Annotated in this window: 15 protein-coding genes and 1 tRNA gene; 11 read left to right on the plus strand and 5 right to left on the minus strand. The window is 63.3% G+C overall.

What is annotated here, in order from left to right:
- Positions 1-31: 31 nt before the first annotated feature.
- Both QRN42_RS04015 and QRN42_RS04020 read left to right on the plus strand, forming a co-directional pair.
- Entirely contained in the window at positions 32-1,480 is a 1,449-nt protein-coding gene (locus QRN42_RS04015; protein WP_284978196.1) for a M15 family metallopeptidase, read from the plus strand.
- Between the two features lie 74 nt (positions 1,481-1,554).
- Positions 1,555-1,625 (plus strand) — tRNA-Gly (locus tag QRN42_RS04020).
- Positions 1,626-1,684: 59 nt separating this feature from the next.
- Here QRN42_RS04020 and QRN42_RS04025 read toward each other — a convergent pair.
- Positions 1,685-3,130, minus strand: coding sequence for an MFS transporter (locus QRN42_RS04025; RefSeq protein WP_284978197.1), 1,446 nt, complete (start codon positions 3,128-3,130; stop codon positions 1,685-1,687).
- A 158-nt stretch (positions 3,131-3,288) separates the two neighbouring features.
- On the opposite strand from QRN42_RS04025, the gene QRN42_RS04030 reads away from it, so the two are divergent.
- Positions 3,289-4,143 carry a LysR substrate-binding domain-containing protein gene (locus QRN42_RS04030; protein ID WP_284978198.1) on the plus strand — a complete coding sequence of 285 codons (855 nt, stop codon included), beginning with the start codon at positions 3,289-3,291 and terminating at the stop codon, positions 4,141-4,143.
- Between the two features lie 62 nt (positions 4,144-4,205).
- Here QRN42_RS04030 and QRN42_RS04035 read toward each other — a convergent pair whose 3' ends face one another.
- The 3 genes from QRN42_RS04035 to QRN42_RS04045 all read right to left on the minus strand — a co-directional run bounded on the left by QRN42_RS04035 (position 4,206) and on the right by QRN42_RS04045 (position 6,849).
- On the minus strand, positions 4,206-4,412 hold the full coding sequence (locus tag QRN42_RS04035) for a hypothetical protein (RefSeq protein WP_284978199.1): 207 nt from the start codon (positions 4,410-4,412) through the stop codon (positions 4,206-4,208).
- 30 nt (positions 4,413-4,442) lie between these two features.
- Positions 4,443-5,504: a YihY/virulence factor BrkB family protein gene (locus QRN42_RS04040; protein ID WP_284978200.1), complete on the minus strand. Its 1,062-nt coding sequence runs from the start codon at positions 5,502-5,504 to the stop codon at positions 4,443-4,445.
- A gap of 130 nt (positions 5,505-5,634) precedes the next feature.
- Positions 5,635-6,849 carry an ROK family transcriptional regulator gene (locus tag QRN42_RS04045; protein ID WP_284978201.1) on the minus strand — a complete coding sequence of 405 codons (1,215 nt, stop codon included), beginning with the start codon at positions 6,847-6,849 and terminating at the stop codon, positions 5,635-5,637.
- A gap of 185 nt (positions 6,850-7,034) precedes the next feature.
- On the opposite strand from QRN42_RS04045, the gene xylA reads away from it, so the two are divergent.
- The 8 genes from xylA (at position 7,035) to panD (ending at position 16,494) form a co-directional block, all read left to right on the plus strand.
- Positions 7,035-8,222: a xylose isomerase gene (gene xylA / locus QRN42_RS04050; protein WP_284978202.1), complete on the plus strand. Its 1,188-nt coding sequence runs from the start codon at positions 7,035-7,037 to the stop codon at positions 8,220-8,222.
- Between the two features lie 81 nt (positions 8,223-8,303).
- Entirely contained in the window at positions 8,304-9,734 is a 1,431-nt protein-coding gene (gene xylB / locus QRN42_RS04055) for a xylulokinase (RefSeq protein WP_284978203.1), read from the plus strand.
- A gap of 69 nt (positions 9,735-9,803) precedes the next feature.
- The gene (locus QRN42_RS04060) at positions 9,804-10,787 is read left to right on the plus strand and encodes a LacI family DNA-binding transcriptional regulator (RefSeq protein ID WP_284978242.1); all 984 of its coding nucleotides are present in this window, start codon (positions 9,804-9,806) and stop codon (positions 10,785-10,787) included.
- Between the two features lie 153 nt (positions 10,788-10,940).
- The gene (gene araB / locus QRN42_RS04065) at positions 10,941-12,752 is read left to right on the plus strand and encodes a ribulokinase (protein ID WP_284978204.1); all 1,812 of its coding nucleotides are present in this window, start codon (positions 10,941-10,943) and stop codon (positions 12,750-12,752) included.
- Positions 12,749-13,456, plus strand: coding sequence for an L-ribulose-5-phosphate 4-epimerase (locus QRN42_RS04070; RefSeq protein WP_284978205.1), 708 nt, complete (start codon positions 12,749-12,751; stop codon positions 13,454-13,456). The genes araB and QRN42_RS04070 overlap by 4 nt, the downstream gene beginning before the upstream one ends.
- Positions 13,457-13,532: 76 nt before the next feature.
- Positions 13,533-15,062 (plus strand): L-arabinose isomerase, encoded by a 1,530-nt coding sequence (gene araA, locus QRN42_RS04075; protein WP_284978206.1) that lies wholly within the window; start codon positions 13,533-13,535, stop codon positions 15,060-15,062.
- On the plus strand, positions 15,059-15,955 hold the full coding sequence (locus tag QRN42_RS04080; RefSeq protein ID WP_284978207.1) for an aldose 1-epimerase family protein: 897 nt from the start codon (positions 15,059-15,061) through the stop codon (positions 15,953-15,955). Before araA ends, QRN42_RS04080 begins: the two co-directional genes overlap by 4 nt.
- Positions 15,956-16,062: 107 nt before the next feature.
- A complete protein-coding gene (gene panD / locus QRN42_RS04085; RefSeq protein ID WP_284978208.1) occupies positions 16,063-16,494 on the plus strand; it encodes an aspartate 1-decarboxylase in 432 nt (143 codons plus the stop codon).
- On the opposite strand, the gene QRN42_RS04090 is transcribed toward panD, so the two are convergent.
- Positions 16,487-17,839: a flavin monoamine oxidase family protein gene (locus tag QRN42_RS04090; RefSeq protein WP_284978209.1), complete on the minus strand. Its 1,353-nt coding sequence runs from the start codon at positions 17,837-17,839 to the stop codon at positions 16,487-16,489. The genes panD and QRN42_RS04090 overlap by 8 nt on opposite strands.
- Between the last annotated feature and the right edge of the window lie 5 nt (positions 17,840-17,844).

Consider the following 17,844-nt stretch of genomic DNA (forward strand, 5'->3'; position numbering starts at 1 on the left):
GCTGGCTAAAAACAATTTGGGGGCGCCGTCCGTGCGAGTTCACATCCATCCACGAAATGCCCGACGCCGGATTGCCGCTTGCGCTGCTTCGCTCGCACTGGCGCTGATGTTTGCAGGCGGAGCCTTCGCAACTGCTGCGGTTCCCCTCACCGCGAACCCGCTTCCGAGCCTGGATCCCATCAGCGATCCCACGAGCACGTCGGTGCTCGTCAACAAATCCCGGCCATTGAGCCCCGCAAATTACGCCCCCGCCGATCTCATCAACGTCCGCGGCACGGGTCAATACATGCGCCAAGAGGCTGCCGCTTGGCTCAATGGGCTTTTCCAAGGCGCGGCGGACGCCGGAACCGGCGGCCTGGCCGTCGTCAGCGGCTACCGTTCCTACGCACAGCAGCAGCAGGTGTACTCGTCATACGTCAGCCAGTATGGACAGGCGTACGCCGATACAATCTCGGCCCGCCCCGGATACAGCGAGCACCAAACCGGTATGGCCATGGACATCGGAAACGCAGCGGGCTCCTGCGGACTGACCACGTGCTTTGGAGACACAGTTGCCGGGAAGTGGGTGGCGGCGAACGCCTACAAATACGGCTTCATCGTCCGGTACCCCAACGGCTACACGAACATCACAGGATACAGCTACGAACCGTGGCATCTTCGGTATGTGGGGGTTGCCCTGGCAACGGATATGAACCGGCGTGGATTTGCCACCCTGGAGCAGTACTTCGCAGGGAACCCCGCCGGCGCAGCCAGCATCAAGTCAGGGGCCGACCTGGTGGCTGCTGATGCTTCGGGCCGCTTGCTGCGCTATCCGGCGACGACGGCGGGAGGCTACGCGGCGCCCGTGCAAATCGGTTCGGGGTGGACCGGCCTGAAGCAGGGCTTCGTAGTGGACTGGGACATCGACGGTGTTTACGACGTCCTCGCGCAGTGGGACAACGGAACTTTGGGCGTTTATCGGGGCTTGCCTGGGGGCGGCTTCGCCAGCCAGGTCGTTGTGGGCAACGGCGGCTGGGACCGCATGACCATCACGGTCGGAAAGTGGACGCATGCAGATGCCCGGCCCGGCGTCGTCGGGTATTTCCCCGATGGCGTGCTGCGCTACTACCCCAATACGTTCGGAGGAGCCCTCAGCGCCCCGCAGGCGATTGGAACAGGCTGGAACGGTTTGGACCTGACAATGGCTGATTGGGAAGGCGACGGAGCCAACGACATCCTGGCCCGGACGGCTTCGGGCTCCCTCATTAACTACCGCGGCGACGGCTGGGCCGGTTTCTACGGGCCCGCAACCACCGCGGGTACAGGCTGGCAGTACATGAACACCCTGCTTCCCAGCTTTGGCCTAACGGGCGCTGGTACCAGGGGAATCACGGCGCAAACGGTCGACGGGAACCTTTACAACTACGGACTCGGGGCTGGTTCTTGGACGACGTACGGGCAGGTGGGCTCCGGCTGGAACGGCTTGAAACTGTTCAAGTAGGCACATCGGTGGTCATCGGGAGCCCTTCAACTACGCTATGCTAAAACTCGCTCGGCGGAATTTAGCCGGGCTACGCGGGCGTAGCTCAATGGTAGAGCGCTAGCTTCCCAAGCTCGATACGCGGGTTCGATTCCCGTCGCCCGCTCACAAAAACCCCGGATCAAGCGATCCGGGGTTTTCGCTTTTGACCGGCCGGTTACCCGATCAGGCCGCTTGCCTTCGCTCCACAATGCGCAGCACGCGCCGCCTATCGCGGAGGTCAACCTCCAAATGCAGCGATGACTTCCGGGCAAGTACGACGGCGACCACGGCGGCCGCTATTGCCGGCACCCCGCCTGCAACAAACAACGCCAGGTGCGGCCCGACGTGTTCTGCCAGCCAGCCCATCATGGGACCACCAATGGCCTGGCCGCCAATGAGCACCACAAGGTAGAGGCTCATGACACGCCCACGAATGCTGAGGTTGGAACTCGTCTGGACCATTTGGTTGGCCGCCGTGAGGAACATCAGGCACCAGAAACCAGCCAAGACCATAGTGGCGCTGAACAAGGGCATGGACGGCATGGCTCCCGAGAGGCAGAGCATCAGCCCATACAAACCGGCCGCCACGACCACCGAACGTAGCCGCAGTTGCCGCCGCCGGGTGGATGCAACAGCTCCTGTGAGCGCCCCCAAGGCAACCATAGCGTTCAGTAGTCCGTAGCCGCCGGCACCGGCGTCGTACACGTGGTCCGCGAACGCGGCCAGCAACACCGGCAGGCTCATCGCGAAGACAGCAACGAATCCTGCCATCAGCCACGGCCAGTAGATGGTGGGCTTGCTGAGTGCGTAGTTCAGCCCTTCGCGCAGCATGCCCTTTTTGCGGGGCGTCGGTTGGCTGGTGTGGAGCTGGTCCTTATGCAAGAGCATCAGCATGGTCACCGTGGAGCAGCATGCAACCGCATTTGCCGCGAAAGCCCACCCTGCACCTACTGCGGTGAGCAGCCAACCGGCCACCGCTGGTCCGATCAGCCCACCCAACTGGAATGTTGTGCTGTTGACGCTGATCGCGTTGCGCAGGTACTTGGGTCCCACGAGTTCGTTCACGAAGACCTGACGGGCCGGTTGGTCCAGGACGGTAACGAAGCCAAGGACAAAGGCAATCACATACACGTGCCAGACCTCGACGCGATGGGTCAAGGAAAGCGTTGCGAGTACAGCCGCGAGGACTGCTGCGGCCGATTGGCACGCGATGAGGATCTTGCGTTTGGCAAAGCGATCGGCGATCATCCCGCCCCAAGGACCCAAGAACAGGGATGGGGTGAACTGCAGGGCGACAGTGATCCCCACGGCGGTCACGGAGCCTGAGAGCTGCAGCACCATCCAGTCCTGGGCGATGCGCTGCATCCAGACGGCCACCACCGCAATGAAGTGACCGATTGCGAAGATCCTGAAATTGGGAACCTTCAAGGAGATAAACGTGTGCCGCCACGGCAGCTTTTCGCCAACGACGGCGAGTGGCTGGGTGACGGTGTCCGGCTGGTTTGTTTCCGGCTGGTTTGTTTCCGGCCGGTTTGTTTCCGGCCGGTTTGTTTCCGGCAAGGGACGGGCGGACGGGGAATCGACGACGGGCTGGCTGACATGTGCCGCTGAAGGCGGTGGGGGTGCCAAAGGGAGTCCTCGGATCGAGAGTTTCGGTGGGATGTGATTAACGCTATGGTGGCCAGCAGCAATCATGGAAGCGTATTAGGCCTATAACTAGCATTGCGAAACGCAATGACCGCTTCCCGTACGGCGCAGTTTCCATCCCGGCCCCTCCGAGGAGTTCCGTGTTCGAACCCGTCCAGCTCCGCACCTTCCTTGCCGTCGCCGAGACCCTGAGTTTCACTAAGGCAGCAGAGCGGCTCGGCCTGGCCCAGCCCACCGTCAGCCAGCATGTCCGCAAGCTCGAAGCCGCAGCCAAACGTGCGCTCGTCGCCCGTGATACCCGCGAGGTCAGGCTCACCGATAATGGCGACGCCATGGCCGGTTTTGCCCGGAACATCCTGGCGGCCCACGACTCGGCAGCCCGCTACTTTTCCGGATCGGCCATGCGTGGCCGCCTCCGCTTCGGCACGGCAGACGATCTTGCCATCACCGGACTCCCCCGGATCCTGCGCGAATTCCGGCAGCTGTACCCCCAGATCAACCTGGAACTCACCGTCAGCCAAAGCGATCAGCTCTACAAGCGGCTCAACGCCGGGCAGCTGGATCTGGTCTTTGTAAAGTGGGTCGCCGGAGCCAAGGAAGGGACCGTGGTCCGGCACGACAACTTTGCCTGGGTCGGCCTTGAACAGACCCAGTTGGAGCCGGGAGCCCCTGTACCGCTTATTGCCTACCCCGCGCCCAGCCTCAGCCGGAAGCTGGCCATTGACGCATTGGAGGCAGCGGGCAGGACGTGGCGGATCACGTGCAGTACCAAGCAGATCAGTGGGGTACTGGCGGCGGTGCGCGCCGGCATCGGAGTGGCTGTGATGCCGGCGTCCCTGGTTCCCGAGGACTTGAAAGTGATCACTCAGCGCTTCGGACTGCCACCAGTAGGTGACGTCGATTTCACCTTGATCCGAAATCCGTTGGCGAACGCTGAGGTGATCGACGCACTGACCCAAGCCATCATGGGACGCACCCTGAGCAAGTCGACTTAGCCCAGGGAGCCCGTCCGCCCACCGCAAGCCAGTCCGCTCACCGGCCAGGCCCCTCCGCTCAATCAGGGCGTTGCAGCCAAGGAGACTCTAGCCCCCGGGACCCCTATAACGGTGACCGAGCCGCCGTCGTTCCCTTGCAGCTCCAGCTGGATATTCTGCGAGTCTGCTTGTGGCCGCACCGAACTGACCTGGAACACTTCGCCACGGATGGCCACCCGATCGCCGTTCTTGATGCTCTTGAGTTTCTTGTTTCGGGGCTCCGTTTTCACCGTTAGCGGCCTCCCTGGCTTGCGCCGACTTTAGTCCCGGTGCGACTCGCGGAGTTCTTCACCTGCACGGATGCCTTCTTCTTCCTTCTTCTGCGCCTTGTCACTCCGCTTGGTACCGCGCGGAGGCAACTGGAGGCTCTCTTCGGCTTCGATGCCTGACTGCAGCTCGCGTCCGCGTTCCATTTCGGCGTCGAATTCGGCACCGAAGAGGAGTGACATATTGAGGATCCAGAGCCACAAAAGCATGATGATGACCCCGGCCAAGGCCCCGTAGGTCTTGTTGTAGTTGCCGAAGTTGGCAACATAGAAGCCGAAGCCAAGTGACGCCAAGGCGAAGATGACCAGGGCGATCAGGGACCCCATGCTCATCCAACGGAACTTGGGCTGCTTGACGTTGGGGGTGAAGTAGAACAAGACCGCGATGATGATGACCACCAATACGACGAGTACGGGCCACTTGGCTATGTTCCATACAGTCAGGAACCCCTCAGACATGCCGATGGCTTTCCCGATCGATTCGGCCACAGGTCCGGTGAGGACCAGCATGGCGGCGACGAGGGCGGCACCAACAACCGCGACGACGGTAACGGCAAGCATGGTGCCACGGAGCTTGATGAAGCCGCGGCCCTCATCAACTTCGTACACGCGGTTCATCGCCCGGCTGAACGCCGTCACATAACCCGACGCTGACCACAGCGCCACCAGAATGCCCAACACCAAGGCGAATCCCGCCGCGTTGGAGGTGGTCAACTCCTCAATGGGCTTACGCATGGCGTCCAGCCCGGGTCCCGGCGCGAATTGCTGGACGATGTCCAGCAATGACGACGTGGTTTTTTGGGCGTTTCCGAAGAGTCCCAACAGGGACACCAGCGCCAGGAGCGCAGGGAAAAGCGAGAGGACGGCATAGTAGGTGAGCCCGGCAGCAGCGTCGGGGCACTGGTCTTTGCTGAACTCACGCAAGGTCCGCTTGGCAATGTACATCCACGTGGGCTTGGTGAGGTCCGTGGGACCATCGGCCTTGCGGGAATCATCGGGTGAAGGAGCGGTCTGCGCCTTCGCCGTGCTGGTTTGGGCTGAGTCTTGTGATGTCATGGGGCACTCGTCCGTTGGGGTAGTTTGCGCGAACAACTGACCCCTCAATACTAAGCATCCTGATGAATCCATGGGAAGCATCCACGCCGTTTTACCTCGAGCGCCTTCCGAATCAGCGGATCCAGTCCGGCTAAGCGAGCTTGGCAGCCAACAGGAACTCAAAGGGTGATTCGATGACCGAACGAATGACCTGGCCAGCTGCGCCCAGGAGCGTTCCGGAGTGCTCCAGCCCGGATACGGTGAGGTTCTTGGGATCCAGAAGCCCCGGAGCGTGTCGCTCGAGGCTACCGGCCAGCGCGGGCATCAGCCACTGTCCCAACACCGCAAAATGGCCTCCGAGGACGATCGCCTGCACATCCATCAGGCGGGCAGCAGAGGCGAGCGCCACGCCCAAGTACCGGCCGGCGTCGTCCACTGCCTTGGACGCAGCCGGGGTTCCGTCGTCAAGGGCGCGCAGCAGCAGCTCGGTCCGTTCCTTGAAGGAGCCTTCGGCGATGCCGGCAGCTTGGAAGATGGCCTCTTGGCCTGCAAAGGTTTCCAGGCAGCCGGCGCCTCCGCAGGAACAGGGCGGCCCATCCGGGTGAACCACCATATGCCCGAGCTCGCCCGCATTGCCGCCGGGGCCCGTGTAAAGCTCGGACCCGATGACGACTCCCCCACCGACCCCAACCTCGCCCGAGACATAAAGGAAGTCCGGCCGCCCCCCGCCGTACCAAAGCTCGCCGAGCGCGGCGCTATTGGCCTCATTGGACAACCTGACACCCAGGGGCGCACCGTCCAACAAGGCCTGGGGATCCAATCTTTCGTACTGCCAGTGCAAGTTGGGGGCTGACAGGACGATGCCGCGTTGCTCATCCACAAGGCCAGGCACGGCGAGACCGCCTCCCATGATGCTGATGCCTTCGGCGTCGGCGGCCGCCCTTGCCTCGGCTGCCAATCCGGCCAGACGGGCCATGACAGCGTCTGGAGCCAGCCCGCGGTTCCGTGATTCGATGCTGGCTGAAAACCTGAGGTTTCCTGCAAGGTCCACCAAGCCGACCGACAAGTAATCCACATTGATCTCCATGCCCACCACGCCCCGTCGGGAACTGAGCTCAAGGCCTTGCCCTGGGCGCCCACGCTCGCCGTCGCGGTAGAGGCCTACCTCCGCGACCAGTCCGGATTCGACGAGGTCCGCGACAAGGCTGGACACTGCGGCCTTGGTCAGCCCCGTTCCGGCGGCTAACTGCGCCCGGCTTGGCTTCGAATCGCCCGTGCGGGCAATGGAGTCCAGCACCAATGACAGGTTTCGACGGCGGACGTCCCCCACCCGGCCGGGCGCATTGGGCGCTGCTGGTTCATTCACGGCGCACCCTCCTTGCTGTTAGCACGATCCGGACGTTCGCATGCTCGGCTGTTCCGGCGCGCTTGGCTGTTTCGGCGATGTGGTCATCGCCTATTGACCATGATCCATTATCAGCCATATAGTTCAGATTGAAAACTAAATCCCAAGGTTTTTCACCCTTCCCCTGCTTTGCAAAGGAGCAATTCATGTCCCCGCAGCCAACCCCGCAGGATCGCTTCACTTTCGGCCTCTGGACCGTCGGCTGGACCGGTGCGGATCCCTTCGGTGTCGCCACCCGAGCCGCTTTGGATCCAGTGGAAGCCGTCCACAAGCTGAGCGAACTCGGTGCTTACGGCATCACTTTCCACGACAACGACCTCATTCCGTTTGATGCCAGCGCGTCCGAACGCGACCTTATCCTCAAGAACTTCAAGGGTGCGTTGGCGGAGACGGGCCTGAAAGTTCCCATGGTCACCACTAACCTGTTCAGCCACCCGGTGTTCAAGGACGGCGGTTTCACGTCGAACGACCGCTCGGTTCGGCGCTTCGCACTCAGCAAAATCCTGCGGAACATCGACTTGGCAGCAGAGCTTGGTGCAGACACCTTCGTCATGTGGGGCGGCCGCGAAGGCAGCGAATATGACGGGTCCAAGGATCTCTCTGCCGCCCTGGACCGGATGCGGGAAGGCGTTGACACCGCCGCTGGCTACATCAAGGAAAAGGGCTACGGCCTGAGGATTGCCCTTGAACCGAAGCCGAACGAGCCCCGTGGTGATATCTTCCTGCCCACCGTCGGCCACGGCCTTGCGTTCATCGCCCAGCTGGAACACGGAGACATCGTCGGCCTGAACCCCGAGACCGGCCACGAGCAGATGGCGGGGCTGAACTTCACCCACGGCATTGCCCAGGCCCTGTGGGCGGGCAAGCTCTTCCACATCGACCTCAATGGCCAGCGCGGCATCAAATACGATCAGGACCTTGTGTTCGGCCACGGCGATCTCACCAGCGCCTTCTTCACCGTGGACCTGCTCGAAAACGGCTTCCCCAATGGCGGACCTAAGTACGATGGTCCCCGCCACTTCGACTACAAGCCCTCGCGCACGGATGGTTACGACGGCGTGTGGGAATCCGCCAAGGCGAACATGTCCATGTATCTCCTCCTGAAGGAACGCGCCCTGGCATTCCGCGCCGATTCGGACGTCCAGGAAGCCCTCGCCGCATCTGGCGTCTTCGAACTGGGCGAACCCACGCTGAACGCCGGGGAGACCACGGCGGACCTGCTTGCAGACGCCAGCGCCTTCGACACGTTCGACGCCGACAAGGCCGCCGAACGTTCGTTCGCCTTTGTGCGCCTCAACCAGCTGGCCATCGAGCACCTGCTCGGCGCCCGCTAAACCACACCCCACCCTCACGCCGTCACCGGCCGCGCCAACTTCACCCGGCACGGCCGGTGACGGTCCGCCAAAGGAAAATTCATGCCCCTTGTAGCAGGAATCGACAGCAGCACACAGTCCTGCAAAGTCGTCATCCGGGACTCTGACACCGGTGCCCTGGTGCGTCAGGGCCGGGCTTCCCATCCCGACGGCACAGAGATCCACCCGGATCACTGGTGGACCGCCCTGCAGGAAGCCATTTCCCAGGCGGGCGGCCTGGACGACGTCGAGGCCGTTTCAGTGGGCGGCCAGCAGCACGGCATGGTGTGCCTGGACGAGTCCGGCGAGGTAGTCAGGCCCGCCCTGCTATGGAACGACACCCGATCGGCAGGCGACGCCGAAGAATTGATAGTGGAGGCCGGGAACGGCAACGCCAAGGCTGGGGCCGAGCATTGGGCGGCCAGGACAGGGACAGTGCCCGTAGCTTCCTTGACGGCCACGAAACTCCGGTGGCTTGCGCGCCACGAGCCGGAGAACGCAGCCCGGACCGCCGCAGTATGCCTCCCCCACGATTGGCTCTCCTGGCGGCTCGCTGGCCACGGACCTGGCACTGGGCCGTCGTCGCTGGGCCTCCTCCGGACTGATCGTTCGGACGCCTCAGGAACGGGCTACCATGCGGCTTCTTCGGGCGAGTACCTACCCCAGGTCCTCGAAAGCACACTCGGACACGTGCCGGCGCTGCCCACCGTTGCGGGGCCGTTGGACGTTGCCGGGAAAATGCCGTCCGGTGCACTGATAGGGCCAGGCGCCGGGGACAACGCTGCCGCAGCTCTGGGCGTGAGCGCGGGCGTTGGCGATGTCGTGATTTCCATCGGCACCTCGGGGACAGTGTTCGCTGTATCCGATGTTCCTTCAAAGGATGCGACCGGATTGGTGGCAGGTTTCGCTGACGCCACCGGCCATTACTTGCCACTGGCCTGCACGCTCAACGCCACCCGGGTGTTTGATGCGACAGCGGCACTGCTGGGCGTGGACCTGCCCGAACTCAGCGAGCTGGCGTTGACCGCCCCGGAGGGAGCAGAGGGGCTGACACTCATCCCCTATTTCGAGGGAGAGAGGACACCGAACCTGCCGAACGCAACCGGCTCCTTGCACGGCATCACACTCTCTAATTACACACGGGCCAACCTTGCCCGGGCCGCCGTCGAGGGCGTGGTCTGTTCCTTGGCGGACGGGCTGGCCGCGTTGCAGGCCCAGGGGGTCTCGGCGCGTCGCGTCGTCCTGGTGGGCGGCGGGGCCCAATCACCGGCAGTGCAGCATGTTGCTGCGACCGCCTTCCAATTGCCGGTATTCGTTCCTGAACCCGGCGAGTACGTTGCGAATGGAGCGGCACGCCAGGCTGCCGGCGTTCTCGAAGGCCGGTTCCCCGAATGGCCCATCGAGGGCACGGAAGTAGTGCCGGCGCCCGCGGATGGGCCTGCCCCTTTCCTGACGAGGTATCGGCAGTGTGCCACTCGCGCAGCGATGAGCTGATCGGCGTCGCCAGTGCTCTATCGTGACAGGGTGAGCACTGAACAATCCGCACAAGGCCGGCCACCCGTGATGGAGGATGTTGCCCGCGTGGCCGGCGTCTCCCACCAGACCGTGTCCCGGGTGCTCAACAACCATCCCAACGTCAGCTCCACCACACGTGAGCGCGTGGAACAAGCCATCACTGAGCTCGGATATCGGCGAAACACTGCCGCGCGGAGCCTGGTGACGCGGCGCTCCCAAACCATAGGCGTCCTAGGAAGCGAAATGGCCCAGTATGGTCCTTCCCGCACCCTCCTTGGTGTCCAGCAGGCGGCGAGGGACTCCGGATATTTCGTCAGCATCGCCAGCTTGCGGGAGGTAACACCGGCTTCCATCAAAGACGCGATCGCCCATTTCATGGATCAGGGCGTGGATGGGATCGTGGTGATCGTTCCGCACCCGGGCACTTTTGAGGTCCTCCAGGATGTGACCGCGCATGTGCCGCTCGTTGCCGTGGGCTCAGCCGGAGATGAACGCCTCAGCGGAGCCATGGTTAACCAACGCCAAGGGGCGCGCCTGGCCGTAGAGCACCTTGTGGAGCTGGGACACACCCGGATTGGGCACCTCTCCGGTCCCGCCGATTGGATCGACGCGGCAGCTCGGATCGACGGTTGGCGGGATGCCGTGACCGAAGCGGGCCTGGAACCCGGCGCCATGATCGAAGGCGATTGGAGCGCCGAATGCGGCTACCGGGCGGGTTTGAGTATCGCGCAGGAGCGGACTGTGACGGCGCTTTTCGTAGCCAATGACCAAATGGCGTTGGGCGTCCTGCGTGCCTTCCACGAGTCAGGTGTGCAGGTACCGTCCGACATCAGCGTTGTGGGCTTCGACGATCAACCTGAATCGGCCTACTTCATCCCGCCGCTGACCACGGTTGCCCAGGACTTCGAAGAACTGGGGCGCAGGTCCATCGACTTACTGGTGGAACGACTCGAGGGCGGGGACCCTCGGCCGGCAGTCACGGTGGAGCCCTACTTGGTGGTCCGTTCCACCACGGCGACGTTCTCGAATTAAGTAGCCCCGCGCCACACCGGCGTCGCAAGCAACCCTGACCGAAGAGCCCGCTCTTGACATCAAAGTTGTGAGCGCTAACAATTGCATCAGACCTAGTGTAGTTTCCCACCCCAACCCCCGGCAATGAGGCCCTGGCCAGCCGGATGGAGACCCATGAATACCTTTGAAAACCTCCCGCTTGACCAGCAATATGTGATTGGCGTGGATTACGGGACGCTGTCCGGACGCGCCGTCGTGGTACGGGTCTCGGACGGCGCCGAACTCGGCAGCGGTGTGTTCGAGTACCCGCACGCCGTCGTGACTGAAAAGCTCCCCGGTACCGGCCGGCGGCTCCCGGCCGACTGGGCCCTGCAAGTACCCGACGATTACCGCGACGTTCTCCGCAACGCGGTCCCGGCCGCCGTCGTCGACGCTGGAATTGACCCCGCCGCGGTGGTGGGCATCGCTACCGACTTCACCGCATGCACCATGGTTCCGACGACGGCCGACGGCACGCCGCTGAACGAACTGGAACGCTTCGCGGACCGTCCGCACGCGTTCGTGAAGCTCTGGCGCCACCACGCAGCTCAGCCGCAGGCCGACCGGATCAACCAGCTCGCCGAGGAACGCGGCGAGTCGTGGCTCCCCCGCTACGGTGGCCTGATTTCCTCCGAATGGGAGTTCGCCAAAGGCCTGCAGCTCCTCGAAGAGGATCCGGAAGTCTACGGGGCCATGGACCACTGGGTGGAGGCAGCAGACTGGATCGTCTGGCAGTTGTGTGGAAGCTATGTGCGCAATGCGTGCACGGCTGGCTACAAAGGCATCTACCAAGACGGTCATTACCCGTCGGACGATTTTTTGACGGCCCTCAACCCGGATTTCAAGGACTTTGTCAGCGCGAAACTCGAACACACCATCGGCCGCTTGGGTGACGCGGCCGGCTACTTGACCGAAGAAGCAGCCGCGTGGACGGGTCTTCCTGCTGGAATCGCGGTAGCCGTGGGCAACGTGGACGCCCACGTCAGCGCCCCGGCGGCCAACGCAGTGGAGCCCGGGCAACTGGTCGCGATCATGGGCACATCCACCTGCCATGTGATGAACGGCGACGTCCTGCGTGAGGTTCCGGGCATGTGCGGCGTTGTCGACGGCGGCATCGTGGACGGGCTGTGGGGTTACGAAGCCGGCCAATCCGGCGTCGGGGACATCTTCGGTTGGTTTACGAAGAACGGAGTCCCGCCCCAGTACCACCAGGCCGCCGCCGAACAGGGCCAGGGCATCCACGAATACTTGACCGAACTCGCCCAGAGGCAAGCAATCGGGGAGCACGGCCTGATCGCCTTGGACTGGCACTCAGGCAACCGCTCGGTGATGGTTGACCACGAGCTGTCCGGAGTGTTGGTGGGGCAAACACTGGCCACTAAGCCCGAAGACACCTACCGCGCCCTGCTGGAAGCCACGGCATTCGGGACGCGCACCATCGTGGATGCCTTCCGCGACTCCGGCGTCCCGGTGAAGGAGTTCATCGTGGCCGGTGGACTCCTGAAGAACAAGTTCCTGATGCAGATCTACTCGGACGTCACCGGGCTGCAGCTATCCACCATCGGATCCGAACAAGGCCCTGCCCTCGGCTCTGCCATCCACGCCGCAGTGGCCGCCGGGAAGTACCAGGACATCAGGGAAGCCGCTGCGTCCATGTCCGCTGCACCGGGAGCTGTGTACACGCCCATCCCCGAAAATGTCGCGGCTTACGAGGTCTTGTTCCAGGAATACCAAGCCCTGCACGACTACTTCGGCCGCGGGGAGAACAACGTTATGCACCGCCTCAAGGCAATCCAGCGCACAGCAATCCAAGGGGCGGCACTCGACCGCGCTGCATCTAACAACCCAGCATCTAACAGCTCAGGACCTGGCAGCTCAGCATCCGGCAGCTCAGCATCCGGCAGCTCAGGGGACCAAGTCAACTCCTTGGAAGGAGCCACCAAATGAGCGCGTTGCTGGACACCATCGCAAGGGTGCGCAAAGAAGTTTGCGAGCTTCACGCCGAACTGACGCGTTACGAGCTCGTGGTCTGGACGGCAGGGAACGTTTCCGCCCGGATCCCGGGACACGACCTGATGGTCATCAAACCCTCGGGCATCTCCTACGCGGAGCTCACCCCGGAATCGATGGTTGTCACCGACCTCTACGGCACCCCTGTCCGCGGCATCAACACGGGCAGCAACGGCACTGTGGATTGGGGAAACCCGGACCTGTCGCCGTCCTCGGACACAGCGGCGCATGCCTACGTTTACCGGCACATGCCCGAGGTTGGCGGCGTGGTCCACACGCACTCGACCTATGCCACAGCGTGGGCGGCCCGGGGAGAAGAAATCCCGTGCGTACTCACCATGATGGGCGACGAATTTGGTGGGCCCATCCCGGTGGGACCGTTTGCGTTGATCGGAGACGACTCGATCGGCCAGGGCATCGTGGCAACACTTAAGGGCTCCAACTCCCCCGCTGTACTTATGCAAAACCACGGCCCATTCACCATTGGCAAGGACGCCCGCGCCGCCGTCAAAGCCGCCGTGATGTGCGAGGAAGTGGCCAAGACAGTGCACGTATCACGCCAACTCGGCGATCCGCTACCGATCAATCAAGCCCAGATCGAGTCCCTGTACGACCGCTACCAAAACGTCTACGGCCGCTAGCGCACTGAAGAAACCAACACTGAACAGCCAGCAACGGTACAGCAAGCCGAACACCCCCACACTCCAGGAGCACCACATGCCCAACAAGACTGCCGCCAACAACACTTCGCTGGAGCAGTACGAAGTCTGGTTCCTCACCGGCAGCCAGCACCTCTACGGTGAGGATGTCCTTAAGCAAGTCGCAGCGCAGTCCCAAGAGATCGCCAATGCGTTGAACGCTGCCAGCGACGTACCGGTCAGGCTGGTCTGGAAGCCGGTCCTCACCGATTCCGATGCCATCCGCCGCACCGCGCTGGAAGCGAATTCAAACGATGCCGTCATCGGCGTAACGGCGTGGATGCACACCTTCAGCCCGGCCAAGATGTGGATCCAAGGCTTGGACGCACTGCGCAAGCCGCTGCTGCACCTGCACACCCAGGCCAACAGGGACTTGCCGTGGGCGGACATCGACTTCGACTTCATGAACCTCAATCAGGCGGCCCATGGTGACCGGGAATTCGGTTACATCCAGTCGCGCCTCGGCGTGCCGCGGAAGACAGTCGTCGGGCATGTCAGCAATCCGGACGTGGCCCGTCAAGTGGGCGCGTGGCAGCGCGCCTCCGCCGGATGGGCCGCCGTCCGCAGCCTGAAACTGACCCGCTTCGGTGACAACATGCGCAACGTCGCCGTCACCGAAGGCGACAAGACCGAGGCCGAGCTGCGCTTCGGCGTTTCGGTGAACACCTGGTCCGTCAACGAGCTCGCCGACGCCGTCCACGGCGCTGCAGAGTCCGACGTCGACGCCTTGGTCGCCGAGTACGAGCGCCTCTACGACGTGGCTGACGAGCTAAAAGCAGGCGGTACCCGCCACGAATCGCTCCGCTACAGCGCGCGCATCGAACTCGGCCTGCGCAGCTTCCTCGAAGCGAACGGCTCGGCCGCGTTCACCACCTCCTTCGAGGACCTCGGTGAGTTGCGCCAGCTCCCCGGAATGGCCGTGCAGCGCCTCATGGCCGATGGATACGGATTCGGCGCCGAAGGGGACTGGAAGACCGCTATCCTGGTCCGCGCCGCGAAGGTCATGGGCTCGGGCCTGCCCGGCGGTGCCTCGCTCATGGAGGACTACACCTACCATCTGGAGCCGGGCTCGGAGAAGATCCTCGGTGCCCACATGCTGGAGGTCTGCCCCTCCCTGACAGCGAAGAAGCCGCGCGTGGAGATCCACCCGCTGGGCATCGGCGGCAAGGAAGATCCCGTCCGCATGGTGTTTGACACCGATGCCGGCCCCGGCGTCGTCGTCGCGCTGTCCGATATGCGCGATCGGTTCCGCTTGGTCGCGAACGTCGTGGACGTCGTCGACCTTGACCAGCCGCTCCCCAACCTGCCCGTGGCCCGAGCGCTCTGGGAGCCCAAACCCAACTTCTCCACCTCGGCCGCAGCGTGGCTGACCGCCGGTGCGGCACACCACACGGTGTTGTCAACGCAGGTGGGCCTGGAGGTGTTCGAGGACTTCGCCGAAATCGCAAAGACCGAACTTCTCACCATTGATGAGGACACCACCATCAAACAGTTCAAAAAGGAACTCGCTTGGAACGCCGCCTACTACAAGCTGGCCGGCGGCCTGTGAGCCCCGAATTTACGCTGAGCGCGGGCGGTTACACGGCTGTTGTGACCGCCCACGCGGCTGCCTTGCGGGTGTTGCAGTTTGAGGGACGGGACCTTGTGGTTCCGTTCCCGGTCGGCGGTCCGATCCCGGACTTCCGCGGCATCATCGCCGCGCCGTGGCCGAACCGGATCGAGGACGGGAAGTACATTTTCGACGGCGTCGAGCACCATGCGCCGGTCAACGAACCCGAGCGCGGAACCGCCTTGCATGGGCTGGCTTTCGCCCTCGACTGGACCTTGAAGGAGTCCGACGCCGCGTCGCTCACGTTGTCGTGCACTGTGGGGCCGACCACGGGCTATCCGTTCGTGCTTGAGCTCTCGGCCAGCTACGTGCTCGACGAAACCGGGCTGCACGCGTCCGTCACGGCCCGCAACGCAGCCGACGTCACCGCTCCCTACGGTGTCTGCCCGCACCCGTACCTCGTCGCCGGGTCCTCACCCTTGGATGAGTGGGTGCTGGAGTTTGCTGCTGACACCTTCCTTGAGGTCACGCCGGATAGGCTCCTGCCTGTTTCGCTGGCTCCGGTGCAGGGCCACGAGTTCGATTTCCGTTCCCCGCGTGCCATCGGAGCCACCGAGATCGACCATGCCTTCACGGACATCACGTTCGACGGCGGCCTGGCCCGCCTTTCCGTACGGGACCCGGCGGGAACCGGCGTCGGAATGTCCTGGGACCAAAGCTGCCCGTGGCTTCAGATCCATACGGCAGACAAACCGGCACCAATTCCGAGCCGGATTGGGCTGGCCGTGGAGCCGATGACGTGTCCGCCGGATGCGTTCAGTAGCGGCACGGACCTGATCCGGCTGGCGCCGGGTGCCGAGCACACGGCCTCGTGGAGCATCTACGCGCTGTAGCGACCCAACCAGGGGCGGCAGACGCCGCAGTGTTGTACGTTCCACGGTGCTGAACGTCAGATCCGTCACAGCGCTGGAACAGGGTGCCGCGCTAAACTGTAGGCATTATGATCCGCACAATGTTCAAGTCCAAGATCCACCGCGCAACGGTGACCCATGCCGACCTCCACTACGTCGGCTCCGTCACCGTCGATCTGGATCTCTTGGAGGCGGCCGACATCCTTCCCGGTGAGCTCGTATCCATCGTGGATGTGACCAATGGCGCCCGTCTGGAGACCTACACCATTGCGGGCGAGCGCGGCACCGGCGTGATCGGGATCAACGGTGCTGCCGCCCACATGGTCCATGTTGGCGACACGGTCATCCTCATTACCTATGCCGAGATGACCACGGAGGAAGCCAGGGCATACCAACCCAAGGTCGTTCACGTGGGTGCAGATAACCACATCATCCGGCTCGGCAATGATCCCGCTGAGGCACACACGCCCGGGCTCCTCCGACCGCCGCACGCCCTCAGCAACGCCGCCCAGCTCAGCTAGGTTTTTGCACTAACTCCTGGTCCCGTAAGTGCTCCTGGTCCCGTAAGCGCGCCTCCATGAGCAGCTCGGCTTCCACGTGGCGGGCAGCGTCGATTCCGCTCTCGATGGCGCCGTCAATGAAGCCGCCCCACCCGTTGGCGTAGTCCGAGCAGGCAAGGTGTATCCGGCCCTCGGGGCGTTGAAGCTCGGTCAAACAGTTTGTGAGGTAGCCCGTGTAATGCATGGGCCACGTGGACTGGGCAAACTGGTCCGCAACCCAGTCGTGCCCAGCTACATCCAGCACTTCCAGACCTGGGACCAGTGCGTCCACATGCCGTTGAGCTGCGGCGACATCATCGACGTCCACGGCCGCGGCGTCGGGACCGAACCCCACCAAGGTGGTGGATTCGTCGTCGATGTACTCGACCTGGAGGAAGTTCAAGGCGCCTGTCTCCGGCCCAAGGGCAACGAAGCGTTCGTGGCAACCCTTCACCGTGATCCACAGTTTGGCACCGCGGCCCGCTTGGCCTTTCGCCGCTGCTTCCCTTTTTACAGGGGACAGGGGCGGCTGGATGTCGATATCGTTCAACACGCTCAGAGGCAGGCCGAGAATGAGTTGCCGTGCTGCGTAAGTCTTTCCGCACGTGGTTGTAACGCGCACTTCATCGCGGTCCTGTCGAACCGAGACGACCTGTTGGTTCAGCCATAGCTCCGCCCTTGAGTCAGCGAGGATCGCATCTATCAGGCGACGGGTGCCCCCTTCGATCTTGAAACTGGCACATGCTTCAAACATGAGCTGCCAATCGCCACTGGCTACCGCGCACCAACGCAACGCCTGCGTATACGCGGCCTCGTCAAGCCTGCCATTGAAGTTCAGCGTCCAGAAGGACCTCAGCAGTTGCCGCTGATCCTCGGGGAGGGCAAGCTTGTCAATGGCCTCGGAGAGCGTGATCCCGTCAATGTCGAGCACCTCCGGGTTGGTCAGCGGTTGCCAAGGCAGCGGGAAATAGCGGCGGGAGTCAGCCAAGAGCGTTCGGTTGGGAGCATCGAGCAACTCCGTCAACTGCTCAGCGGGCCCCTCGCGCCGCAGGCCATCGGCCACCCAGAAAGCCTTGGTGAAATCCGGTCCAGGGACGGCCGGGATCCCGTACCGCCCCAGCTCTGCCCAGACATAGGGCTGGGTCCAATGCACCCAGGTTCCTCCCAACTCGAGGTCGCGCCCGAGGCGTTCCTCCAGATAGGTTCGGCCGCCAATCCTATCTCTGGCCTCCAGCACGGTGGTGGTGTGACCGCGCCGTGACAGCTCGCGGGCCGCGGTGAGTCCCGCGAACCCGGCACCAATGATCAGTACCTCGGAAGTCTCCACGCGCT

Source organism: Arthrobacter sp. fls2-241-R2A-200 (assembly GCF_030209745.1).
In the GTDB taxonomy this organism is placed as follows: Bacteria; Actinomycetota; Actinomycetes; order Actinomycetales; family Micrococcaceae; genus Arthrobacter.

Excerpts from the sequence above, each read along its gene's own strand:
- QRN42_RS04040 (WP_284978200.1), bottom strand. The coding sequence starts at position 5,504 with ATGACATCACAAGACTCAGCCCAAACCAGCACGGCGAAGGCGCAGACC.
- xylA (WP_284978202.1), top strand. The coding sequence starts at position 7,035 with ATGTCCCCGCAGCCAACCCCGCAGGATCGCTTCACTTTCGGCCTCTGG.
- xylB (WP_284978203.1), top strand. The coding sequence starts at position 8,304 with ATGCCCCTTGTAGCAGGAATCGACAGCAGCACACAGTCCTGCAAAGTC.
- QRN42_RS04060 (WP_284978242.1), top strand. The coding sequence starts at position 9,804 with ATGGAGGATGTTGCCCGCGTGGCCGGCGTCTCCCACCAGACCGTGTCC.
- araB (WP_284978204.1), top strand. The coding sequence starts at position 10,941 with ATGAATACCTTTGAAAACCTCCCGCTTGACCAGCAATATGTGATTGGC.
- QRN42_RS04070 (WP_284978205.1), top strand. The coding sequence starts at position 12,749 with ATGAGCGCGTTGCTGGACACCATCGCAAGGGTGCGCAAAGAAGTTTGC.
- araA (WP_284978206.1), top strand. The coding sequence starts at position 13,533 with ATGCCCAACAAGACTGCCGCCAACAACACTTCGCTGGAGCAGTACGAA.
- panD (WP_284978208.1), top strand. The coding sequence starts at position 16,063 with ATGATCCGCACAATGTTCAAGTCCAAGATCCACCGCGCAACGGTGACC.